A 25,415-nucleotide genomic window follows, 5' to 3' on the forward strand; every position below is an offset into this window, starting at 1 on the left:
AATCCCCTTCTTCATAGCTTCTGCAGGAGATCGGAACTTAACTTTCCCACCATTTATGTACAATTCACCCTTTTGTAAGGGATCCGCTCCATAAATAGCCCGTAAAATTTCAGTCCTCCCAGAGCCGACCAGACCATAAAGACCGAGAATTTCTCCTTTATATAATGAAAGATTGATTGAGGTTAACTTATTAGTATGAATGTCTTTCATGGTTACAAGTTCTTCTATGGTTGATATAGGAACCTTTGGTATCTTCTCTTTTGAAAGAGCATGTCCGATGATCAATTCCACCAATTGATCCTGAGTAATCTCTTTTAACTGTTTCGTAGCAACATATTGGCCGTCTCGTAAGACAGTGACTTTGTCTCCCACTCTGAATAATTCTTCCAAACGATGCGATATATAGATAATACTGATCCCTTTATTCTTCAACTCTTGAATTACCCGTACCAACGTTTCAAACTCTTCGCTCGATAGGGTTGCCGAGGGTTCATCCATAACGATCAGCTTCGCATTAGATGCTAAGGCCTTAGCTAGTTCCACAATCTGTCGATGCCCGATACTTAAGCAACTTATCGGTTCCATGACATCAATCTTAATGCCCAGGCTATCAATTAGAGCACGCGCCTTCTTCGTCAGTTCTGTCCAATCCAATAAGTAACGATATTTCCTCGGGTATTTTCCAATGAAGATATTTTCCGCGACGGAAAGATTGGGTAAAAGTGATAATTCCTGATAAATCACGGCAATCCCTAAACGATTACTGCTAATAGGGTTCGTGATATTGGCTTGTTTTTGGTCAAATATTATTTCGCCCTCGTCCATAGAATAAACGCCTGCTAGAACTTTCATTAAAGTCGACTTGCCCGCTCCATTAGCCCCTATCAGACAATGTACCTCTCCGGCTTCCACACTCAAATTAACCTTCTTGAGTGCTTGTACTCCTGAAAAGCCTTTGGAAATACCGCGCATTTCCAAGATCAACTTGTTTTCACCCATCGCTACCTCCCCTTTGCTGAAATCTATACATTTGGTGCATCTGGGGCGCTAATAATTTATAGGTCTTTTTATATTGTTTAAAATAAAATGAATAAAGTTCATAGTTAGCAGGTTCAGGATAAATCTCTTCGCCATAACAAACCATCGCCTTTGAAGCTTCCAATAAATTCGAATACAGTCCTAATCCACTAGCGGAACAAATGGCACATCCTAAAACTCCAGCCTCACTAAAGCTAGGTAGTCGAATCGGAAGACCTGTTACATCTGCAATGATTTGAAGCCATAGTCGATTCTTTAATGCTCCCCCACTCGCAATAAGCTGTTGAATCTTAAAGTTTGTTGCTGAAAAGCTTTCCAGAATATTTCGGGTCCCGTAGGCTACAGATTCGAGTAGGGAACGATATATATGACCGCGAGTGTGGCTCAAGGTTAATCCCCAGAAGCTCCCTTTGACCAGGGGGTCACGGTAAGGAGTACGATTACCTTGCCAAGTATCCAGAACGACGATGCCTTCTGAGCCGGGTGAGATTACGGCAGCTTCCTCAGCAAGTATTTGATAAGGTTCCTCTCCTGGATGGGTAAACTTGAGATCCGCAGCAAAATGATCTTTAAACCATCTTGTTAAGGAACCACAGGAGACTTGACCTCCCTCTAGGAGCCACAACCCCTCCACTAAAGCGTTAGGATAAGGACCCCATAATCCAGGGCAATAAAATGCATCGGGTAGCTGTACCAAGTGCACAAAGCTGGTACCCATGATAATTCCCATCTGGCCTGGTTCTACAGCTCCCATACCCAAAAGACCAATATGGGCATCAATCCCCCCCTGAAATACCATCACTCCCTCTGGGATACCCAGTTCTGACGCGGTTTCAGTCCGGATTTTCCCAACAGGCTGACCGACTGGAATAACTTCTATAGGTAATTTTTTTTCATAATCATCAAGACCTATTTCGGTCATAAAATCCGGCGACCAACCACCCTCAACATCAGCGTAATTCCACTTGCAAGTAGCTGTGCACCGCGATGACACCCAACGCCCAGTTAACCGATAATTAAGCCAGTCTTGTTCTTCAACAATCAAACTCGAACGATTGTATAGGTCCGAACAATTTTCTTTTAACCAGAGAACCTTGGGAATCATCCACTCCACAGAATCCGACCCACCAGAGTATTGTAGGCGTGAATGTCCTGATTGATTAATTCGTTCAGCCTCTTTAACTGCACGGTTATCCATCCAAAGAATTGCTTGAGTTAGTGGCTGACCAGTATTATCAACCGCTAGAACTGTAGAAGATGTGGAACAAATGGTTAGGCCCTTCAATTTGTTCACATCTTCCACACTCGTCAAACATATTGCCAGTGCGTGTTTAAAGGACTGCCACCAACTTTGAGGGTCTTGCTCGGCCCAGCCAGGCTGGGGGTAAGATGTCAGGTATTCAGCAAAAGCCATCTTCACTAAAACACCGAATTGATCAATAACTGCTACACGAACACCTTGTGTGCCAAAGTCAGCTGCAAGCAACAGAGTTTCACTGGCATTCATTAGGCATACCCCTCCTGTATTTAGGGTAAAAATAGTACCTTATTAAAGAAGAAATTCTTATCCATTAACTTCTTGAAAATCTCAGGTCCCTCATCCAGACTTAAACGATGACTGGTTATCACGTCTGTTTGAAGCTTCCCTTCAAACATTAGCTCTAGGCTATAAGTCCATTCACGTCCCGGAAACGGATTAGAGAAAGAATTCCATGAACCTTTAACAGCTAGCTCATGCCTAAGAATAGTATTGACGGCCTTTTCGCTAAGCTCTAATTTATCGTGAGATATACCTACAAACACGACTCTAGCTAACTTACCTGCAGAACAGACCGCCTGATTTTGAGCAATACGTGATCCTGCAGTTTCTATCACTAAATTAATACCTTTTCCCCCGGTGAGAGCACTGAGCTTTTCAATCGGGTCTTCTGTGAGACCATTAATGACCTCATCAGCGCCAACATTTTTCGCAACCGCTAATTTATCATCTTTAATATCGACCGCAATTACCCGACTAGCACCTAGGATTTTGGCAAATTGTATGGCAAAGAGTCCAATAGGACCTGCCCCGAACACTGCAACTGTTTCTCCTGAACTTAAGCCAACATTCCAAATGGCATGAATGGCATTGGCCGCCGGGTCTGTCATAGCACCAGCTTCAAATGAAACATTGTCCGGCATTAATAACAAATTGCCTACGGGCACATCAACATATTCTGCCATAGCCCCATCACGTCTGGAACCGAAGTAATCGTACGATTCACATAGAGAATAATGCCCAGTAGCACACCACTGACATGATTTGCAAGGAATCAACGGAGCTACTACAACTCTATCACCAACGTTCCATGCCCCAGCCTCGTTAACCGCCACTATTTCGCCACTAAATTCATGCCCTACTGTAAGGTTTGGACGGTAAGCACCGAAGACATTCACTCTGCCTATATCCGAACCACAAATTCCAACTGCTTTGACTTTAACCAATACATTTCCCGCTTTTAGTTCTGGCACTTCAACATCTTCTACTCGAACATCTCCTGGGGCAAACAACTTAATCGCTTTGATAATCAACATCTCCTAACAAATTATTGTTCATTTTTTAATGTCTAATAGTTCAAGACACCTTTGAGCTGCAACTTCATCAATAAACAGAGTATTAATGTACCTGCCTCGTAGAGCTCCAATGATCGCTTCCGCTTTCTCTTCGCCATTGGCAACACCAATCGTATACTCCTTGGCACTTAGATCTTCTAAGGTAATTCCTACGGTTCGTTGGTTTAATTCCTCATCAGTAATTGTTCCATCGAGGCGAAAATAACGGGAACAAATGTCTCCAACTGAACCATTTCTTAATAATTCGTCGTATTCTTTATGCTTGAAATACCCAGCCTTAACAAGGATAGATTCTTCCGACACTCGCCCAATACCAAGAAGAGCGATTCGCGCTTCTCGACCTAAATCAAGAATTTGTTTAACATTAGAATCAGCAACGAGCGCTGTGGCCAAATATACACTATCAACAATCGCTGGAACGGGTAGCATATAGGGCACAGCATGAAAGGCTTGAACGAATCGTTCCATGATAGTTGTCGATTGAGTAGAAAGATAGTTCTTCGTAATCCCGCCATTCAGCTGGACAACTTTGATATTTTCAGCCGGGTATTCTTCCAGATGATTAACCACAAAATGTAAGGTTGTTCCCCAAGATACCCCAATCACATCTCCGTCCTTGATGATCTCACCCAGAAAGTTACTGACAGCACGACCTAAATCATTGCGAATCGCATCAGGGTGATCAACAGTAACAGGTACTACGTAAACTTGTTTCAGATCAAAGTACTCACGTAAAGTATCCGCTAATTCGTCAACCGATTGCAGGGTATAAACGACTTTGATTTCTACAATGCCCTCTTTATGGGCCTTATCAAGAAGGCGGCTTACTTTAGCTTTTGAGATACCTTCAATTTTGGCAATTTCATCTTGTTTATAACCAAACTCATAATACATACGAGCAATTTTAACCAACAATCTGACTATATGCTTCACCTTCTCTGTTATCTTGTGTTATGTAATTTTTCAGAATAATTTTTGTTGAGTCTATATTCTACAAGAATCCATATATTCCTGCCGAAACATGGAATTAATTTCTTGAAACTGAAATTAATTCCATCAAACTGCGGGAAACATCTTTGAAACAGAGAAAAGGCCCCTCGTTCGAGGGGCCTTTTCATTATTCTATATTACTATCCGCTGAATTCACCTTATCTACTGAATGGACCGGTCCGTTTTCTTTCACTCATTTTTATGAAAAACATCCTAAACCCCACTTCTCCGTTGGGATTGCAGAACAATCACAAACATATAAGTTGCTCATCCCTTAATTCCTTAACTCATTCTGAGCTCGTCGTCTAAACGCCGTTCAATCTCTTCATCCGTCAGGTCAAATTCACGAGCGTATTCTCTTGCTCGTTGTCTCTGCGTATAATAATACTGTTTGCGCTGCTCCCTTATAAGTAACGGATCCTGCTTCCCTCGGCCGACATTTCCCAGGCTACGATAAATTACGTAACTGATCAGTGAAGTGAGCAAAAGCATGAAAATACTTTGCATAGGATCTCCAAAACCAAAACCTATGATCATTCTGTTCACCCCGAAAAATAAGTCTTATTCTCCCTTTCATTCTAACAAACGATGAGCCTACATCCCTCTTTTGAATTACTACTAACGCCACAAGTCTCTCATCATCTTTTCGACTTCATCTTTAATCCGTTTTGTTTCCTCAACATCAATTTCGTACATTCCATTTACAAACTTTATAACATCGCCTTCTTTAGCTGTTACAGGAATATCGGTTTTAGAAATATCTTTCTTGGCTTGACCATTGATTTCAACAACCGCAAAATCACCCTCAAAGCGGTCAATAATAATTGCCATTTTAATCCTCCTTTAATTTGATGATATTGTCTTGCCTGTTTTCTCAAATTTGATGGTATCTCCATTGGTTGTAGCAACAACTGTTCCATCTTGGTCTGTCCGATACACTTGCGCCCCAGCACTCGCTAATTTGTTTAATGTCTTTTGAGCAGGATGCCCATAATCGTTATTAACTCCGACAGATATCACTGCATATTTAGGCGCAACAGCTTTTAGAAAAGCATTTGTGGTTGAACTTGTGCTACCGTGGTGTCCAACCTTTAACACTGTTGCCGTTAAATCTTGCCCGCTATTCAACATTTCTGCTTCTGAAACATCTTCCGCATCTCCTGTTAATAGGAAGGAAACCTTACCAAAGGTGATCTTTAAAACAGTACTGTAATTATTAAGATCTTTATATTGATCACTATTGGGCGCTAAAAACACTCCTGTTAGGCCTGAAACATCAAGCTTAGTATTAGCTTTAGTTCTAATTTTCTTTGCACCACTTGTATTGACTGCAGTAATAAAATCCTTAAACGTTCTTGTTGTTGACGTGCCATTTGACATATACACTTGCTTAGGCGGAAAAATGTTTATGATGGTTTTCAGTCCACCAATATGATCTTCATGTGGATGAGTTGCTACTACCGCAGAAAGTTCTTTGACTCCCTGGGATTTAAGATAACTTACTACCCCTGGACCGTCCTCAAGATTGCCCCCATCAATAAGAATTGCTTGACCGCTAGGTGTAATCACTAAGATGCTATCCGCCTGACCAACATTTAGAAAATGGACTTGCAACTGACCACTTTTCCCTGCTTGGCTAGTTGCAAGGCTAGGAGTCGCCTCCTCTTTCGTTATACTACAACCTGAAAGAACTAATAAAAGCATGATGAGCAGCGGTAAGATATACCGCCTCTTACGAAATACCAATTAAATAACTCCCCTCAATTTTTGCAACAAGTGCCTGCACTCCATCCGGACTTCTTCTTTACATCTACTGAGTTTCATCCTCGTTTTTCTCAAAAACGACTAATAATATTGTAGTGTTTATTAATGCCAGTGTCCCCCATCCAACAGTGTATTGATTCACATCAAGGGTTTTGACCTCTCTTATTTTAAATCAAATATCTAAGTTTTGCATTACTAAGAATTGACTTAACAACAATAAAATTAATAGGCCACTGCTCAGATCAATGAGAGTTTAACAAAGATAGCGCTGAAAATGAAGTTAATGACGAGCAATCAGACATTCACAAACTTTGTCGCAATATTCTCGCTGAATGTCCTATCATGCTCCACGAACAAAATAGTTGGTTGGTATTTAAGCAATAGCTCTTCGATTTGTATACGGGAAATCACATCAATATAGTTAAGTGGTTCATCCCAAATATACAGATGCGCTTGTTGGCATAGACTTTTGACAATCAGCACTTTTTTCTTTTGACCACCACTAAAAGTTGACATATCCTTTTCAAATTGAACTCTGGAAAAACCAAGCTTTCTTAAAATAGATTTAAGAAGGCTTTCATTAATCTCGTTGTTTATAGCATAATCAGTTAAATCGCCCTGAAGATGCGATGTATCTTGGGAAACATAGGATATTTTAAGCTGACTTCCTTTCCTAAAAGTGCCTGTAAAGTTTATATTCTCATCACAAATAAGTTTGATAACACTTGATTTTCCTGATCCATTTTTGCCCATAAGCGCAATTCGGTCACCTTGCTCAATAGTAAAGTCTATATCTTTGCAAATCATCCTTTCACCGTAAAAAATTGAAACATTGTCAAGTTCAGCAAGTCGATTTTTATGATAAGCAAGTTGAGAAATCTTCAGGCTGTCGGAGTCTTCAATATTTTTGAGAAGTTTAGACTTTTCATCGATAGCAGACTGCTTCCTGCTTTCGATTGACTTGGAACGTTTCATCATTTTAGCGGCTTTATGACCAACATAACCTTTATCCAGCTTGGAACCAGAATTCCTTGTTCCATTTTTTGTTTTTTCCACTTCGTGCGACCAGCTGCTCGTTCGTTTGGCAGAATCCGACAAGTGAGTAATGTCTTTTCTAAGCTTTTCGTTTTCTGCAAACTCAAAGCTTTCTTGCCTTTGTTTATTTTCCCACCAACTGGAGAATTTGCCTTTTTGGATTTCGATATTGGTCTTATTGATTGAAAGAATATGGTCAACGCAGTTATCCAGAAATGCTCTATCGTGTGATACCAGAATATAACCGCTTTTGGTGTTCAGGTAATCACTGACAAGTTTTCTTGCAGTCATATCCAGGTGATTGGTTGGTTCATCAATCAATAGAAAACTATTTTCCTTCAGGAACAAAGTAGCAAGCAACACTTTCGTTTGTTCGCCATGGGATAATGAATCAAACGGACGATATAAAATATCCTCAGAAACTTCTAGCAGTGAAAGTTCACGCAGCAACTTCCAATGAAGATAGTCGGGAAAAATATCGCTGATGACATCAAGGGTATTATTTTCCTTACTTACTACATTGAAAGGAAAATATTCAAAACGAACATTTGCAGAAATAATACCGCTGTATTCATATTTACCAAGCAACAAATTGAGAAATGTTGTCTTACCTCTACCATTTCTGCCTGTAAACCCCAACTTCCAAACGGTATCTATTTGGAAACTCACGTTTTCAAATACATTATCATAACTACCATCATAGGCAAACGTAAGGTTTGCAACATTTATTAGCGACATAATTTTGTCCTCCTGCGCAAAAAATAATGAGCTGCAAGAAAGTTAATTCTTGCAGCTCATAAATACACAGTAAAGCCAGACCCATATGGGGTTTGGTAAAGATGTATTATTTGAGTGAAAAGAGAGTAACTTTCTTGCATAAGCACAACAAAACGAGCTTTTCTGCCACCATTTCATTATGCATTATATAATTAGCAAGAAAAATTACGCATCTTTCCATCTCCAATCTCTAATTGTTATTTACATTTTAATCTATTTCCCTCAAAAACTCAACTTGGAGAAATTATAGTGGTTAACCGAAGACAGCCGGATAATAAGTGACCCAGCCTCCGCTTAGATTCTTAACTCGGGTAAATCCGTGTTGAGTTAAAATTCGATAGGCTAAGTAGCCGCGTAACCCGATTTCGCAGTAAACCACGATGTCCTTATCCTTAGGAAGTTCCGCTAAGCGGCTGCGCAAGTCATTTATCGGTATATGCAGCGAGCCAGGAATAAATTTAGCTCTGCGTTCTTCTTCGTCCCGTACATCAATGATACATAGATCTTGAGCTTTAAGTTTAGTTAGTTCATGCCACTGGATCATGCGAACATCACCATTAATAATGTTTTCCGCCACGTAGCCGATCATGTTAGCCGGGTCCTTAGCCGATGAAAATGGCGGAGCATAGGCCAGTTCGAGTTCCTGTAAATCATAAACAGTTCCTTGGTGACGGATTACCCCAGCAATGTCATCAATCCGTTTATCAACACCCTGAGCTCCGACAGCTTGGGCACCTAGAATTCGACCGTTACTTCGATCAAAGATAAGTTTTATAGATATTCTTGTTGCACCTGGATAATATCCCGCATGGGAATTAGAGTGATTAATCGCAACTTCGAAAGGAATTCCTAATTTAGTGAGCATCTTTTCATTCGCGCCGGTCGCAGCTGCCACTAAATCAAAAACTTTGGCAATAGCAGTACCTTGGGTACCCTTATACTGGCTATCCCGACCAGCGATAACGTCGGCAACAATGCGACCTTGCTTATTGGCAGGCCCAGCAAGCGGTAAGAGCGCAGCTTGTCCTGTTACTATGTGTTTTACTTCAATGACATCGCCAACAGCATAAATATTAGGGTCTGAAGTCTGTAACCGTTCATTAACTTTGATTCCACCTAAGTCCCCAATCGTTAGTCCGGCTTCCTTAGCTAATTTAATTTCAGGTTTTACGCCAATAGCCATGATTACTAAATCAGCTTCAATTTCCTCACCGCTCTGGAGTGTAATGATGGTCGTATTATCCTTCTTAACAAAGGATTTTACCCCATCTTCTAAAATAAGGTTGACTCCTTTATTGAAAATATGCTCATGCAGAATAGCGGCCATTTCAAAATCCAGAGGGGCCATGACCTGATTGCTCATTTCAATAATTGTTGTACTTACTCCCCTTGCATGAAGATTTTCAGCCATTTCTAAGCCAATAAAACCACCGCCCACGACTGCTGCTGTTTGCGGTTGCTGCTCATCGACATATCGTTTAATACGATCAATATCCGTAACATTTCGCACAACAAGAGCTTCGATATCATCGATTCCGGGAATCGGCGGACGAAGCGGTGCTGCCCCGGGAGAAAGTATCAAATGATCATAGGATTCTCGATAGACTTTGCCATTGCTTTCTTGAACTTCGACAGCTTTTTCTTCGGGAAAAATTCGTGTGACCTCACTAAAGATTCTTACATCAATTAGAAAGCGACTTCTCATTGCTTCAGGCTTGGATACCAAAAGAGCATCCCGCTCATTGATGACTCCGCTGACATAATACGGTAAGCCACAGTTTGCATACGAGATATGCTCTCCACGTTCAAATATAATTATTTCCGCCTCTTCATCTAAACGGCGTAAGCGTGCTGCAGCGCTGGCCCCTCCAGCAACTCCACCAACAATAAGTACCTTTTTGCCCATCACAAATTTCTCCTTCAGCTAATAAATTTGACATCCGAGTTCTCTAAATTTATGAAAATAATAACATGATTATTGGCATTTGACAATAATCATGTTATCCTTTCTTTTGGGAGCTTATTACAGCAGGTCGATTGAAAGGAGAATCTTATGCCTAGGCCAGTCAAATGGAGAAGGGTGGAGAATATTCCCGAGAATAAATATTTTGCACCATGTTCAAAGGGAAAATGTGGATGCTTTGAGGGAATTGAAGAGGTTCAACTTAAAATAGAAGAATTAGAAGCCATGAGGCTTAAGGATATTGAAGAACTTACGCAAGAGGAGTGTTCTGTGAGGATGCAAATCTCCAGACAAACCTTTCAAAATATTATCGATGAGGCCAGGAAAAAGGTCGTAACTGCACTCATGGAAAATAGAGCGATCACTATTGGCGGAGGACACTACACTAAAAATGTCTGCAATTTCAAATGTATTGCCTGCGGAAATGAAACGATCACCACTTATGAGGAACACAGACCTGTGTGCCACCACTGCGGCTCAAATAAAGTCGTGTGTAACAAAAAGCAATGTATTACCCATTGTGAGAGGTGAAAGCTCTAGTATGTCTACTATTTAAATAGATGGCAGGCAACCCAATGGTTTGGAGAAACCTCTTTCAGCCCTGGTGAATTCAGATGGCAAGGCTCAAACCCCTTAAAACAACGAGAACAGAAACGGCAGCCTGCGGGCGGATTAATGATTGGTGCTCGAGCAATGCCCACACGCTGCCGCTGACCACCGGAAAACTCATGCGGATAACGATTGCGCTGGTTCCTAGCTAAGCCCACACAGTTTAAAAGATAGATAACTCGCTCTTCTACTTCACTCACCGGCAGCAGATGATTAATGGTAATAGTATCACTCAAAAATTTTATGTGCAATACATTATCTGGTAGGAATGTGATTTTTTCACAATTTAGTAATGACTAAATGATAAAATAATTTGCGTCATCCGTTATCACTTTACGTTTTCCTTGAATACATTGCAACTATCGTTAACTAACTTTTCTCATTGCTGCCTGCTGCGAATGCATGGTATAGTATTTTAGTAGTAAACTGGAAGGATGAAGCACATGTTCAACAATATTCTGGACACCATTGGACATACTCCTCTAGTCAGAATCAACCGGTTAAACCCCAAACCGCATATTCCACTGTACGCAAAGCTGGAGAGTTTTAACCCGACAGGAAGTATCAAAGACCGCATTGCTTTAAAAATGATTGAGCAGGCAGAAGAAAGCGGCAATCTAACTCGGGATAAAATATTAATTGAGCCTACCTCCGGTAATACGGGGATTGGCCTGGCTATGACAGGCGCAGTAAAAGGGTATGCCGTTGAAATTGTCATGAGCGAGTCGGTTTCCATCGAACGTCGTAAAATGATTGAGGCTTTTGGAGCAAAGATAATCCTGACGGAGGCTTCCCTGGGAACCGACGGAGCCATTAAGAAAGCCAAAGAGCTTTGCCTCAGCCATCCAGGCAAATACTTTATGCCAAACCAGTTTTCCAATGTATACAACAAACTAGCCCATTATTTTACTACAGCGAATGAAATCTGGGAGGATACCCAGGGAAAAGTCACCCATTTTATCTCCGCACTTGGTACATCAGGGACCATCATGGGGGTAGGGATGGGGCTAAAAAAAAGAAATCCTACGATCCAGATAGTTGAAGCCCATCCTGTCCGAGGCCATTACATTCAAGGCCTCAAAAACATGGAGGAGGCAATCGTTCCGGAAATCTACGATCCTACAAAGATCGACCGGACAGTAATGATTGAATCTGAAGCTGCTTTTTCAATGGCCAGAGCCATTGTTTTACAGGAAGGCATCTTTGTCGGTATGAGCAGCGGAGCCGCCATGCTCGCCGCACTAGAATGCATCAAAGATATGAAGGAAGGCTTTGTGGTCGTACTGTTCTCCGACGGGGGTGAAAAATACCTGAGCACAAATTTATTCAATTCACCAGTCTGATACAATTCCAGCTTCTGATACAATTCCAGATTTGGAGTTCCTAATTTACACACTGGTTTACATACTGGAATAACTTAAATGAAAGTTCATTAACTGGGATTTGTAAAAATAGGTTTTGCGAAGAATTAGAACAAAAACAGTATAGAATTTTGTTATTAAAAAATACCTCCCTACGATGTATTTAACTATTGATACAAATCGTAGGGAGATATTTTTTAGCACCTCTTTAAGTTTTAATTAATACTCAACTCTATTACCAACTAACGTTCATCAAACTCATGCTATCTTCAAATCGTTGGAGAACATCCTCCCAGTTTACCAGGTTCCACCATGCCTCGACCCACTTTGCTCGCCCGTTTTGATATTTAAGGTAATAAGCATGTTCCCAGACATCTATAATTAAGAGTGGAATAACTCCCCATTGGGTAAGGTTCTGGTGTTTTTCAGCTTGCAAGATTTCTAACTCTTTGAAGAATGGACTCCAAACTAATAAAGTCCAGCCAGATCCTTCAACAGCCACTGCAGCGGCAGTAAACTGTTTCTTGAAATTATTAATAGAACCAAAGTCTTCAATTATGCGTTCAGCTAAGCTCCCTTTAGGAGTACTACCACCTCCAGGACGCATATTCTCCCAAAAGAGGGTGTGCAGTAAGTGTCCTGATCCATGAAAAGCCAATTCGTGTTCCCAATGCTTAATTAGAGCAAACTCCCCTTTATCTCTAGCTTCTGCGAGTCTTTCTTCAGTCACATTCAAACTATCCACATAAGCTTTATGATGGATATCATGGTGGATTCTTACTGTCGCCTCATCGCAATATGGTTCTAATGCGTTATAGGCATAAGGCAATTCCGGTAATTGAAATGACAAATTAATCGCCTCCTCTTATTAAAAACTTATTTATAAAGAACTATGTTAGTGTGGGGGTAGATGAAGTATGGTTTGTCTCTTTATAAAAGGATAACAAAAAAAATGCCATTATTATGACATTTTTCTTGTATTTAAAATATATTCTTCGACCTAAAAAAGTCTAATCCTTACAAGGCTTCACTCCAAGTTTGTAGCCTACTCCGTGTACGGTTCTGATGTAATAGGGATTAGAAACATCTGGCTCAATCTTTTCTCGAAGACGTTTTACCAGCGAAGTTACGACTGAGGCACTTCCATAATAGTCCGGATCCCATATTTGGCTAAGGAGTTGTTCTCTTGTAAAGACCTGATCTGGACGATTAGACAACAGCCAGAGAAGTTCGTATTCCTTGGGAGTTAGCTCAACCTCCAGGCCTCCAACCTCGGTTATTCTACTAATATGATTAATAGTAAGTCCTGGGAGTTCCACGACATTTCGTCCTTTTTCTGGTTGACCTTGTTCTTTAACTCTACGCAATACTGCTTTTATTCGTAAGACAAGTTCTGTGCTATCAAACGGCTTGGTGATATAGTCATCACACCCTAAGATAAGTCCAGAAATCTTATCCTCATTATCTTCCTTAGCCGTTAAAATGATAATGGGCAGATTACTTTCTTTTCGAATTTTACGGCAGACTTCAAATCCATCCATCCCAGGCATCATAATATCGAGCAACAGTAGATCTGGCTTGTAGTTATCGCATGCTTTTATAACCTCTGTACCTTGTCCAACAACATTTACGTTATAACCTTCCCGAGTCAATAAGATCTGTAGGAATTGCCGGATACTGACATCATCTTCGGCCACTACAATTTTTGTTCCGATGAATAACTACCTCCTTCTCCCGGAACTCCAAATACTGCTGAAAAACAGAATTTGCTTCCTATTCCTTCCTTGCTATCAACTACTATATCTCCACCCATTAATTTAACCAGTCGTTTCGAAATTGTAAGCCCTGTACCTCCCAATTCCCTTATGTTGGTGTCATCATCAGGTTGACTAAATCCCATAAATAGTTTAACAAGCTTATCCTGAGGAATTCCAAGACCTGTATCCGCTACAATGAATTTTAAACAGGCCCTACTTTTATCTAACTCTTTAAGATCAACTTTTACAGTCACTTCACCAAGATTCGTGAATCTTACGCTATTACCGACTAAATTTGAAAGCACCTGCTTTAGCCTTACCGAATCTCCGATGAGATTTTTTGGTATTGTCTGATCCATACTACTAAACCTTACATTGATATTCTTTTGTTTTGCAACAACCTGAAACCTATTAACTACTTCATCTATTGTTTCGCGAATATCAAATGAAACTTGTTCCAAATCAACTTTACCTGCTGCGTTTTTTGAATAATCCAGAATATCATTTAGTACTTTCAAAAGTAATTTAGTGGACGATTTTACGATGGTTAGATAGTCCCGTTGTTCTTCTGTTACTTCTGTCATAAGAGTTAAATCAGTCATACTAATGATTCTAGTCATGTACGTACGGATTTCATGGCTCTTATTTTCCAGAAGTTGAGTATTTGCCTCATTACTGCATTCAACTTCTTCATTCGCTTTGAACAAAGGTTTCTCTGAGCAAGTCTGTTTTGTAATCTCTTTTACCATAGGACGAATCACCCCATCATTTTCCTAACCTTTTACACATAATCGACGATTGCATATAAAAATGCATGGGTACTAGTACAAATATTCCTCTTTTATCCTTCATTTCCTGCAACAGAAAACAAAATCTATAATAAAAACACGCCACACCAAAGATTGTTGAAAGGATGAGGGCGTCAGATTAACTGCAGCCTCTATGATTCTTGCTGAGCAATGAACTCCGCAAGTTTTCTTTGAAGAACTCTTAGGTCAACTGGTTTAGAAATATAATCATTACAACCTGCCTGAAAAAACTCCTGAACGTCGTCTTTGAAAGTGCTGGCAGTTTGCATGATCACATGAAGTTCTTTCAAGGCTGAATTCCCACGAATTCGTTTAAGGGTCGTGATGCCATCCATGACCGGCATTTGAGAGTCTAACAGGATCATACTGAAGCTTTCCGCTCGGAGCATTTCAAGTGCAATCTCTCCGTTTTCGGCGTTCTTGTATTTCAAATATAACTGGTCAAGACAATGTCCGATCAGTTTCCGGTTCTCTACGTTATCGTCTACCACTAGAATCAGTAATTTACCTACTGCATGCTTCCTTTTTTCTAACTGTAGCCGTTCCATATCAAAATACTTTTTGGGAATCAACGCTAGCATTTCCTTTGCAGAGGAGAACTCCTTCCTAACCTTCTCCATGTCAGGAGGCTTCATACCCAGTTCAGTATCCATGTCGGAGACCTTCAGACAAACCTCACTCATACGCAGGGTCCCAGTGCTACCTTTCAGGGAATGAGTCAGGAACTGAATGTTTTCCATCACATGATCTACTAGGGCATTCTCCAACGCTTGTACTCTAACAGCAATATCACTCAGGCAGTCCAGTAGAATCTGAGAGGTTCCCATTTCGACTTCTGCTTTTTCAAGCCATCTTTTCATCATGGCTCTTCCGAAGACCTCCCTGCCTTGGATTACTTGACTGATAAACCCGTATAAGTCAATTTCTTGAGATGTCTTTCCGTATTTCAAAGCGTTAGTGTCCGCCTGAAAACTGATTCGATCCCCGCTAAATTCCTGCAGGAAGATAACTGGAAGGAACGAAGTACGAAAATCCTGTTTCAAATCTTTAGCCAATAGCTTCATCTTGTCACTTCCAATAGACTCATACATCAAGATAAGGTCAGCACCAGCAAAAAGAATTCTATCTTTAGTTTTGGAATCACAAGGAAGTACTTTTACACTCAAACCATCAAAAGAACACACCTTAACTATATTCATGACAACTTCCTCTGTCGCTTCATTCCCGTCAACCACAAGGAACATGACCCAACCCTTGCTATTCGGTTCGGAAGTCAAGGCAGCCGGTTCTATCTGATCCTGTTTTTGCATTTCCACAGTCCCGACTGGTATTGATACAACAAATTCCGAACCGCTTACAGTACTTCTTTCAACCCTAATTGTCCCCCCCATTAATTCCAACAGGTTTTTCGTAATGGAAAGTCCTAGACCAGTCCCGCCATATTTTCTTGCATAAGAAGTTTCCACCTGCTCGAAAGGCGAGAAAATAGTTTCCTGTTTTGCCTCTGGGATACCAATACCGGTATCCTTTACAATGATTTCAAGCTGTCCATTTAGGTAGGATACCTGAATGCTCACTCCACCGGACTCGATGAATTTGAATGCATTCCCGGTGAGATTAACCAGCACTTGCATGAGACGGTGTTCATCACCAACGATGATTTCAGGAACAGCAGGATTAATATACACCTCCCAGGAGAGGTGTCGTTCTTGTGATTTAAGAACGAACATTTTCTTAAGGTTTTCGAACAATTTGTGAATGAAAAAACTGCTTTGTTCAATTACTACCATGCCTGCTTCGATCTTGGAAAACTCTAGAATATTATTGACTAGGCTCAGGAGATGGTCGCCGGCATTTATTATGATCTCGAGCTTTTCCAGCTTTTCAGGTTCCTTTTCCTCCTCAAACAAGAGATTGGCAAACCCTAGAATGGAATTGAGAGGTGTACGGATCTCATGGGACATATTTGCCAAAAAACTACTTTTCATGTTATTGGCTAATTCCGCCGCATTTTTTGCCTCTTTAAGTTCAATTTCATTAAACGTTAATTCACGAATGATCAGGTTATAGGGCTCTACAATCCCGATCTTTACTATAGCCCTGTACATTAGGTAGAAAGAGAGGATTTTAAAGTAATGTCCAACCATATTAAGAATGCCATAGTTATCTGAATAAAGTGTAAAAGACAGTTCTTGTAAGATCGTAAAAATCATCGCGGCAATCAGCAATGTGTAAATTTTTTCATCAAAGTTCCTTCTGTTTTTCCAGAGAAACAAGATTCCTGCCACTAAAGTAAGGCAGATAACGTATTCACTCATGATCTTAAATTCTGTTTGTCCCTGGTTAGCTATAAAACAAACAGGGAATATCTTCCATATATAGATAGAGACCATAAGGATCACCGTTATCACCAAATATATTGTCATTATTCCTAGAATCCCAACCCTATTTATAATCTGATTCACCCTACTCGGCCATGCAAATGCAACTAGAAGGGTTAAACTTTCCATATATCGGGCTGCAATCCACAACTGATTGGCATAAAAGTCATAGTCTTTAAAAATATTCATTCCCTGATATGATAAGGTATGTAAAAGGTCAATTATCGCAATGAAAAGATAACCAATGCTAATAAATACTAGTGCCTTGTTCTTCATGTATTTGTTCGAATTCCACATAATGAGGAATAGTGTAACAGCTATAATGATGCTAAATAATTCCGCTAATGAATGAAAGAGCAAGTAATTGTCCCTTTCTAAAATGTAAAGTCCAGCTATTACAGATACACCGCTAACTAAATATGCTAGAGTTTTTCTTTTACTCTCCATAAAACACTTCCTTAGGCTAAGATTTAGTCCGATGAAATTATTGAACATAGCCTCGCACCAACAATTTGATATAAGGTTCTTAATTTGATAAATGATAATAATAATCCTTCTTTCCCGAAAAATTTAGTTTCTTACCTTAATAAATTAACATTCCTATAAAACCAAAAAACTCAATTTATTAATACAACTTATTAATCTAAAAGGAAAACGAAAATAAGGCCGGAAACAATGTTTCCAGCCTTTACTGATAATCAAATTGGGATAACCTCACCTTAGTTTTTTGCCCATTTCTCGACCATATCATAAAATGCACTTGTTTCAACAGGCTTAGTTAAGTAATCATCCATTCCCGCATTAAGACAGGTTTCCCTTACTCCTTTTAGAGCATTGGCAGTCATAGCTATAATGGGAGTGTGTTTACCTACTTTGATCTCTAATTGTCTTATTGCTGCTGTCGTTTTATAACCATCTAATACTGGCATCTGACAATCCATAATAATAACATTAAATTCCTGTTTTTGATAAGCATCAATAGCGGCTTTCCCATCCTCGGCCAAAACAACCTTCCAGCCTTTGCGTATTGAAAACTTTTCAATCACCATCCGGATGATTTCATCATCCTCGACAACTAGAAGTTTTAACAACTTTTCACTACAATTCCCTGAATTATGGCCTTCATTTTTGGGGCCGTCTTTTTTAACCTCAGGCCTTTCCAATACACAAGTGAAATAAAATGTACAGCCTTCATTCACTTCACTTTCCACCCATATTTCACCATTCATTTTCTCTGTTAACCCCTTGCATATGGCGAGTCCAAGTCCAGTCCCCCCATAATTACGGGTTGTCGAACTGTCTGCTTGACTAAAGCTTTTAAAAAGCTCACTGATTTTATCCTGTGTTATTCCAATCCCAGTGTCTCTAACCGAAAACTCTAATTTGATTTCTTTGAAGCCAATGTCTGCAACCTTGCGGATTACAAGATCGATTCTACCTTCATGTGTGAACTTCAAAGCATTTCCAATCAAGTTGGATAGAATTTGCCTCAATTTAAAAGAGTCCCCTATAAGATAGTCGGGTACATTACTTTCGATATGCATCTCCAATTCGATCGATTTATTAAGAACAGCAGGACTGAACAGCATTTCAAGATTACTAATCAACTCAGTCAATTTAAACGTTACTTTTTCCAGTTTCAGTTTTCCATCTTCAATTTTTGAATAATCAAGGATATCATTAATTACTTTAAGTAGTAACTCTGAAGATGTTATACAGACCTTAATAAAGTGAAATTGCTCTTCATCTAATTGAGACATTTGCAAAAGTTGTAAAATCCCCATAACCCCTGTCATGGGCGTCCTGATCTCATGAGACATATGTGCCAGAAAATTACTCTTGGCTATATTAGCATTTTCGGCGTCTACTTTTGCCTTGACTAGCTCAGCCTCAACCTCACAATGCTCTTGAATCTCTTCCTCCAGTATCGCATTTGTCTCTTCGAGTATAGCATTTGTTTTTACCAGTTGGTTGTTTAAGCTTTTTATTTCATCTTCGGCTTGCTGACGATGGGTAATATCAGCAAAACTCATAAGACTGGCCACTATTTGTCCACTTGTGTCTTTGACCGGAGTTCCAAAAACCTCGAGCAAGACTTTCTTGCCATCTGGATGAACTACGACCAAATCATTTACATTACAGCTTTCTCCAGACATGCCCCGAATAATGGGCATTTCTTTATACGGATATGGTTCATTTGTACCAAGTTTGAAAACCGGAAAAGCATTAGATAAACTCCCGAAGCTGGCATCAGTGGGAAAATCACGACCAGTTAATTGTTTTGCGCGTTTATTTGTAATAATTACCTTTCCGGAAGGAACCTCAATCATTGATACCCCTACATTTAAGTTGTTTAGCAGTGTACTCATGAGCTTGTTTTTATTTGCTAAGTCATTTTCTATACTCGTTCGTTCCGCTATTTCTTCTTCAAGTACGGCATTAGTTTCCTCAAGATTTGCGGTTCTAGAGGCTACAACTTCTGCAAGGTCATTATTCATTTGTTTAAGTTTATCTTCCGCGATTTTTCTATGAGAAATATCATAAATAGTAGAGCGACTCATAATAAATCTTCCATTTTCATCTTTTATAGTCGTGCCGCTCAAAAGAACTGGAAGAAATGTACCATCTTTATGTTTAATTTCAAATTCCAACTCATTAACCGATTGACTCTTCAAAAACCGTTTAAAACTTTCCACGTAATTTGCTTTAGTACTTGGAGTTATAAATTCCGCAAACTCCTTACCAAGAACCTCTTCTCTAGAGTATCCTAACCATTTAAGCTCAGTATCGTTGATACGAAGAATCTTTCCATTTTGATCCAAGGAGTGATAACCACAAGGTGCATTTTCATAGAGGTCTCTAATTTCCACCATTGACTTATTTAAACTATCCTCGATCTTCATTCTTTCTGAAATTTCTTCTTCTAAACCAGCATTCAATTCTTCAAGTTGCTGATTAGCTGCTTGCAGTTGTCTCGTTCTCTCAATGACCTTAAGTTCAAGTTTTTTGTTGAGACTGATAATTTCCTCTTCTGCGTTGATTCTATCTGTAACATTATGAACAATGGAATATAACAATTTTGTGTCATCTATAATAATGGGGCCACTATAGACTTCCACACTTCTAATTTCCTCATTTGAGAGCTTATGTTTAAAAAGGAACATGTGTCTATTTTCATTTTTGGCTTTATGCATTTCTTCTAACACTTGTTCATGGTTAAGTATATTAATTTGACTTATCTTCATATTCAATAAATCGGTACGTCTATATCCATAAAAATCGCAAGCGGCTGAGTTAGCATCGATAATTTCTCCGGTTTCAGGGTTTATCAGAAGCATAATGGAGTGATTGTTTGTAAATAAACTAGCATATATTGAATCGCATGGTGGTCTATGTACGCGTGAATTTCCCTCGTTATTAATTACAAGGCCATCCGCTGTATTCATAAGCCTCAGTCTCCTTTAATTGATCAAGATTAATTAAAAATTTCAATGGTTGTTCATTCATAAACTTAATATAGCAAATACGGTGTCAATTGTCATACAAACACTTTGTGTTTTAATAGTTTAATACGCTTTTATTACTCTGATTGTTATTGCTGCTATTAAAATGATAACAGAAAAAAATGCCATAATAATGACATTTTTCTTGCATTTGAGATCGATTCTATTAAATCATTCTTACTTTATCTTTATATCCTTGGCTCCATCAAAAATAAAGAAATAAGTTAGGCATTACTTCAATAAACTCTAGCCATTTTACCTTAAGGCTTTGCAAAGCCATGTTTATCTTAATTGCCGAATGACCTCTTCGACATCTGGAAGTTGATGGATATCATAAACTTTTATCCACATAACTTTGCCGTTTTCATTGACAATCACATTTGCCCGTTCGGAGAATCCTTCCAATTCACGAAACAAGCCATAGGCTTTGGCGACTGCCCCATGTGGCCAGAAGTCCGAGGGCAACTTAAGATTGGAAATCTTAAGTTCTTTGGCCCAGGCATTTTTAGAAGGGACAGGATCAACACTTAACCCCAACGGAATTGTACCAAGTGCTTCAAATCGTGCGTAATTAGTTTCTAATGATTTCATCTGTTCAGCGCAAACATTGGTCCAGGCTAAAGGGTGCCAGGAAAGTAAAATTTTTTTATCCTTGTAATCGTTTAAGCTTACCATATTACCGCGGTTATCCTTTAAATTAAAAACCGGGGCACTAGCTCCAATAGTAATTGGATAATCCATCGTTTATACCTCCCATTATTATTCATAATTACCCACTGTCGTTCCACTTTAGTTCATAAATGTCTGAGGTTGAAGCTGACAGTTTAAGTCAAATTAGAGTTTACGTTTTTATCGATCTAGATCAGAGTGCATCTATTTCTAGCTCCTTCATAAACCTCACCGCGTCTCGCGGTTCCCATACTCGGTCGACGAGTGGGGGTCGATCTTTCAGCCAAGAGAGATGATCACTGAAGGTTGGTTTTTCAATGCGGTAGAAAATACCAATGGGTATTTCCTCTCCCCATTCATTAACTTTTTCCATCGCTTGACTGAGATCACCAGAGTCATACTCCTCTGGTAGTTCATAAACACGCTCAGAGTACCAACTATGAGTATTAATCTTATTGAAACTGACGCAGGGCTGGAGAATATCAATCAAAGCGTAGCCCGGATGGCTTATTGCTTCTTTCATTAAGTAAATGAGGTGTTCCTGGCGTCCGCTGAAACCCCGAGCTACAAAACTAGCTCCAGCCGCTAAAGCTAACATTAGCGGGTTAAGTGGTTGGTCTAAATTGCCTTTCGTCTGGACCCCGGTCACCAATCCAAGGTCTGTCGTCGGTGAAGCCTGCCCTTTGGTCAAAGCATAGATCCTATTGTCATGTACAAAATGGGCTATGTCCACATTACGCCGGATATTGTGAATAAAATGATTACCGCCCTCTCCATAAGAATCTCCGTCACCGGAATGAACGATCACCGTTAGTTCAGGATTAATAATTTTGGCCGCCACTGCAGGTGGCAAAGCACGCCCATGCAAGCCGTTAAAAACGTTGGTCCGTATATAGTGAGGAAGTTTCGCTGCCTGGCCAATACCGGATACCATCAGGATTTGTTCGGGGCGCTTATCTAATTCTAACAAGGCCGTTTTGATCGCCGTCAGAATGGAAAAATTTCCACAGCCCGGACACCAAGCGATTTCGTCGTCTGAATCAAATAGCTCTTTTCTAGTCTCTTCTTTTGTCACTTCGCTATTACCTCCTTTACCTTGTCCGAGATATACTGCCCGCTCATTGGTCTCCCATCATAACGCAAGATGCTGTGCGAACAGACAATCAAGGCTTCCTGACGGATCAGGGTGGCCAGCTGCCCAGTGACGTTCTGTTCCACATTAATCAGTATTTTGACATTAGGTTCCAAAGTCTTTAAAAGCATAGTTGGTAGCGGATAGATATCTCCGAAGATTAAAGCCCCAATGGAGTACTCTTCTTCCATGAGTTCGATCGCTTCTCGAACTGGTCCAGCATTTGACCCCCAAGCTAAAAGCAAGATCTCTGGATCTGTCTGTCCGAAAAACCATGGTTCCTGCACCACGTTCCTTAGATTCTCCCAGCGCTGCATCCTTGTTTTCGTCATGGCTACACGCACGCCTGCGGCTTCTGTAATATGACCGCCCTCCGTATGCTCATCACTATCTGCTATTACAACCTGAGTTCCGCACCGACCAGGCACTAACCGTGGTGAAATTCCGTCTTCTGTCAATTTGTAGCGTTGATAGGATTGCTGTTGCTTCCATACCTCTTCCCCAGCTAAAGCGCGCTCAATCGTTAAATTGGAAACAACAAAGGGAGGTATGGTCTGATTGTAATCCCCTAGGTATTGATCTCCAAGCAGAATCACCGGGATCTGAAATTTGTCCGCAATATTAAAGGCTCGGAATGTTTGATAAAAAGCGTCTTCAGGATCACGCAAAGCTATGACCATGCGCGGAAAATCCCCCTGGGAAGCCGTTAGGACGAAACTCAGATCACCCTGCTCCGTCCGGGTGGGAAATCCTGTCGCCGGACCCGGACGCTGAATTTCAGCAATCACCAGCGGTGTCTCCGTCATTGCCGCTAGGCCAAGTCCTTCAACCATCAGGCAAAACCCACCACCGGACGTTGCAGTCATAGCTCTAGCCCCAGCATAAGAAGCTCCAATAGCCATATTGATAGCCGCGATTTCGTCTTCGGCCTGTTCCACTACAATCCCTGCCGCTTCCATTTTGCTGGCTAAGTAGCTCATGATGCCAGTTGACGGTGTCATGGGGTATCCAGAAAAAAAACTAACCCCTGCCGTCAGCGCTCCCAGACCAATCGCTTGATTTCCTGTTACCATAATTCTCGGTTGACTTTCAGGGAGTTCAATCTTGAATTGTGGTTCAGTCAGTGTGTAACCCATTTCTAATGCCCGTTGGTTAACCTCTAAAATATCCGACTTGAAGATACTATGCAGCTCTGGCCAGACCGTTTCAAAATCCAAATCAAACAGACGCAGAATCGCGCCCACCGCCACCGTTCCTTCCGTCAATTTCGTCCCAGCTTCGACGGCCTTAGCTTGCAACGGAAGCCATAAGGCTTTTCCCTCACTTATCTCCCGACGGTTACCAACGTCACTGACTACTACACCTCTGGCTGATAACCGAGCAGAATGAAACTCTACAGTTATGGAATCAAGCGCTAAGATAACATCAAGGTTCTCACGATGGGAGTAAATCGGCCGATCCGCAATTCGAATCTGATGAAAGTTGTGTCCGCCACGGACACGAGACATGTAATCTTTATGGGAAAAAATCTCGACACCTTGTTTCTTTAAGATTTGTTCTAGTACTTTTACAGCTGTATCAACCCCTTGACCTGCCGCGCCGCCCACCAAAATATTGTAATCCAAGTCCTTCCCCCCTTAAATTAGTGACATCACATCATTGTACTTTACAATTAGCAAAGGATATTTTGCTCTATGGAGTCTCGCCTTTCAATTCTCCTATAACTAAGTTAACTCTTACTCTTTCTTTCCAATAATCAAATATTCTGAATATTTATCTTACAATCATTCTTGAAAGACGTGATTCAAGTAAACTTTCTATCTTTGTTGTAGAACGAATATGTGTTTCTTTTACTGGGAGTTGGATCAGGGGTTGAGATATATGAACATTATTTCGGTAATAAACATATCCCTATAAGTAGTACCGCCGATAACACAATAAAAATGATAGATGCCTTTGTATCACTCATGGTTCATCCTCCTATTATTGTTTACTTATTGCTTATGTATTACCATTCTACGCGAATTATTAAATTCCTTCCTAATTTAAAATTTATTTATTTTTTTATTTAAAATAATTAAATTTTAGGTTGCTGTTTGATAAGAAATCAATTGAGTATGGCCCTTTGGCCTCTATATTAAAAGCGCCTTGCCTAATGAATTGTCGACAAAAAAGTTCCCGCTGTTTGTTCTCAGCGGGATAGTGATCGTTAGTTCATTCTTATGATTAAGTACTTTTTGGGGGAAATATTAATCTCATTCTTTCCCTTTTTTCAACCATTTAGCAACTTCAACGGTTCTTTTCGCTTGATGAAATACAGCATCCTTTACATCTTCCACCATTTTTCCATCTTTGCCTTGCGTTACAGTAGTACCATAAGGGTTACCCCCTGCTTTAAAAATCGATTCATCTGTATATCCAGGCGAAACAATGATTGCGCCCCAATGCATCATTGAAGTATAGAGACTCTTAACGGTCGCTTCCTGTCCGCCATGAGAATTCTGGGCTGAGGACATGGCACTGACAACCTTATTCATTAGCTTCCCTTTTGACCACAAGCCTCCTTGAAGGTCAATGAACTGTTTCATCTGGGCAGCAAGATTCCCAAAACGTGTCGGAACACTAAAAACAATGGCATCCGCCCAGTCAAGATCTTCTGAGGTGGCCTCCGCAATATCTTTTGTCGCTTCTACATTTGCCTTCCAAACTGGATTGTTGTTAATAGCTGCTTCTGGAGCTAGTTCATGGACCTTGAGTATACGAACTTCCGCACCTGCTTCTTGTGCAGCTTCTGCTGCCCACTTAGCCAACTGATAATTAATTCCTGTCATGCTGTAATAAATGACTGCAAATTTAACCTTTTCCATACTTATTCCCCTTTCGCTATCACGTCTAAAGAAAGTCCGGTGATTCATTGTATTACCTCTGGGTTTTTCGATTCTCTCCTAAAAATACCAACTCATCAACTTCAGAGTTACTCATAACGATCGGTGATATCTAAGATACTCTTATAA

The 25,415-nt window shown here is 40.3% G+C and carries 20 protein-coding genes and 1 pseudogene; 2 read left to right on the forward strand and 19 right to left on the reverse strand.

Annotated features, from left to right (window positions below; translation table 11 throughout):
- The 9 genes from DSBG_RS10210 to DSBG_RS10250 form a co-directional block, all read right to left on the reverse strand.
- A partial coding sequence (locus DSBG_RS10210) for a sugar ABC transporter ATP-binding protein (RefSeq protein WP_068964168.1) occupies window positions 1–999 on the reverse strand: 999 nt, incomplete at its 3' end.
- On the reverse strand, window positions 992–2,545 hold the full coding sequence (locus DSBG_RS10215) for an FGGY-family carbohydrate kinase (protein WP_068964170.1): 1,554 nt from the start codon (window positions 2,543–2,545) through the stop codon (window positions 992–994). The genes DSBG_RS10210 and DSBG_RS10215, both read right to left, overlap by 8 nt.
- A 20-nt stretch (window positions 2,546–2,565) precedes the next feature.
- Entirely contained in the window at window positions 2,566–3,612 is a 1,047-nt protein-coding gene (locus tag DSBG_RS10220) for a galactitol-1-phosphate 5-dehydrogenase (RefSeq protein ID WP_083236811.1), read from the reverse strand.
- 18 nt (window positions 3,613–3,630) lie between these two features.
- The gene (locus tag DSBG_RS10225; protein ID WP_068964256.1) at window positions 3,631–4,545 is read right to left on the reverse strand and encodes a sugar-binding transcriptional regulator; all 915 of its coding nucleotides are present in this window, start codon (window positions 4,543–4,545) and stop codon (window positions 3,631–3,633) included.
- Window positions 4,546–4,923: 378 nt separating this feature from the next.
- Entirely contained in the window at window positions 4,924–5,178 is a 255-nt protein-coding gene (locus DSBG_RS10230) for a hypothetical protein (protein ID WP_068964172.1), read from the reverse strand.
- 81 nt (window positions 5,179–5,259) lie between these two features.
- Entirely contained in the window at window positions 5,260–5,472 is a 213-nt protein-coding gene (locus tag DSBG_RS10235) for a DUF3006 domain-containing protein (protein ID WP_068964174.1), read from the reverse strand.
- A 12-nt stretch (window positions 5,473–5,484) separates the two neighbouring features.
- A complete protein-coding gene (locus DSBG_RS10240; protein WP_068964176.1) occupies window positions 5,485–6,387 on the reverse strand; it encodes a ComEC/Rec2 family competence protein in 903 nt (300 codons plus the stop codon).
- Window positions 6,388–6,699: 312 nt separating this feature from the next.
- Complete coding sequence (gene abc-f / locus DSBG_RS10245; protein WP_068964177.1) at window positions 6,700–8,178, reverse strand: ribosomal protection-like ABC-F family protein; 1,479 nt, start codon at window positions 8,176–8,178, stop codon at window positions 6,700–6,702.
- A 292-nt stretch (window positions 8,179–8,470) separates the two neighbouring features.
- Window positions 8,471–10,123 (reverse strand): FAD-dependent oxidoreductase, encoded by a 1,653-nt coding sequence (locus DSBG_RS10250; protein ID WP_068964179.1) that lies wholly within the window; start codon window positions 10,121–10,123, stop codon window positions 8,471–8,473.
- Window positions 10,124–10,270: 147 nt separating this feature from the next.
- Between DSBG_RS10250 and DSBG_RS10255 the strand changes: the two genes are divergently transcribed.
- Complete coding sequence (locus DSBG_RS10255; RefSeq protein ID WP_068964181.1) at window positions 10,271–10,711, forward strand: DUF134 domain-containing protein; 441 nt, start codon at window positions 10,271–10,273, stop codon at window positions 10,709–10,711.
- 17 nt (window positions 10,712–10,728) lie between these two features.
- Here the strand turns inward: DSBG_RS10255 and DSBG_RS24030 are convergent.
- Window positions 10,729–11,025 (reverse strand): annotated as a pseudogene (locus DSBG_RS24030) (peptide ABC transporter ATP-binding protein); the annotation flags it as partial.
- 207 nt (window positions 11,026–11,232) lie between these two features.
- On the opposite strand from DSBG_RS24030, the gene DSBG_RS10260 reads away from it, so the two are divergent.
- Window positions 11,233–12,132: a PLP-dependent cysteine synthase family protein gene (locus DSBG_RS10260; protein WP_068964183.1), complete on the forward strand. Its 900-nt coding sequence runs from the start codon at window positions 11,233–11,235 to the stop codon at window positions 12,130–12,132.
- 253 nt (window positions 12,133–12,385) lie between these two features.
- On the opposite strand, the gene DSBG_RS10265 is transcribed toward DSBG_RS10260, so the two are convergent.
- The 9 genes from DSBG_RS10265 to wrbA all read right to left on the reverse strand — a co-directional run bounded on the left by DSBG_RS10265 (window position 12,386) and on the right by wrbA (window position 25,268).
- Entirely contained in the window at window positions 12,386–13,000 is a 615-nt protein-coding gene (locus DSBG_RS10265; RefSeq protein ID WP_068964184.1) for a superoxide dismutase, read from the reverse strand.
- A 160-nt stretch (window positions 13,001–13,160) separates the two neighbouring features.
- Window positions 13,161–13,865 (reverse strand): response regulator transcription factor, encoded by a 705-nt coding sequence (locus DSBG_RS10270; RefSeq protein WP_068964186.1) that lies wholly within the window; start codon window positions 13,863–13,865, stop codon window positions 13,161–13,163.
- Entirely contained in the window at window positions 13,847–14,656 is an 810-nt protein-coding gene (locus DSBG_RS10275; RefSeq protein ID WP_068964187.1) for a sensor histidine kinase, read from the reverse strand. The genes DSBG_RS10270 and DSBG_RS10275 overlap by 19 nt, the downstream gene beginning before the upstream one ends.
- A 191-nt stretch (window positions 14,657–14,847) precedes the next feature.
- Window positions 14,848–17,544 carry an MASE3 domain-containing protein gene (locus tag DSBG_RS10280; RefSeq protein WP_068964189.1) on the reverse strand — a complete coding sequence of 899 codons (2,697 nt, stop codon included), beginning with the start codon at window positions 17,542–17,544 and terminating at the stop codon, window positions 14,848–14,850.
- Window positions 17,545–17,816: 272 nt separating this feature from the next.
- Window positions 17,817–20,543 (reverse strand): PAS domain-containing hybrid sensor histidine kinase/response regulator, encoded by a 2,727-nt coding sequence (locus tag DSBG_RS10285; protein WP_068964191.1) that lies wholly within the window; start codon window positions 20,541–20,543, stop codon window positions 17,817–17,819.
- Between the two features lie 339 nt (window positions 20,544–20,882).
- Window positions 20,883–21,341: a redoxin domain-containing protein gene (locus DSBG_RS10290; RefSeq protein WP_083236813.1), complete on the reverse strand. Its 459-nt coding sequence runs from the start codon at window positions 21,339–21,341 to the stop codon at window positions 20,883–20,885.
- Window positions 21,342–21,462: 121 nt separating this feature from the next.
- The gene (locus DSBG_RS10295) at window positions 21,463–22,344 is read right to left on the reverse strand and encodes a 2-oxoacid:ferredoxin oxidoreductase subunit beta (protein ID WP_068964193.1); all 882 of its coding nucleotides are present in this window, start codon (window positions 22,342–22,344) and stop codon (window positions 21,463–21,465) included.
- Window positions 22,341–24,026, reverse strand: coding sequence for a 2-oxoacid:acceptor oxidoreductase subunit alpha (locus DSBG_RS10300; protein ID WP_068964195.1), 1,686 nt, complete (start codon window positions 24,024–24,026; stop codon window positions 22,341–22,343). Before DSBG_RS10300 ends, DSBG_RS10295 begins: the two co-directional genes overlap by 4 nt.
- A 630-nt stretch (window positions 24,027–24,656) precedes the next feature.
- Window positions 24,657–25,268, reverse strand: a complete 612-nt coding sequence (gene wrbA, locus DSBG_RS10305) for an NAD(P)H:quinone oxidoreductase (RefSeq protein ID WP_068964196.1) — start codon at window positions 25,266–25,268, stop codon at window positions 24,657–24,659.
- Window positions 25,269–25,415 lie beyond the last annotated feature (147 nt).

Origin of the sequence: Desulfosporosinus cupriresistens, assembly GCF_001707885.1 — a bacterium.
In the GTDB taxonomy this organism is placed as follows: domain Bacteria; phylum Bacillota; class Desulfitobacteriia; order Desulfitobacteriales; family Desulfitobacteriaceae; genus Desulfosporosinus.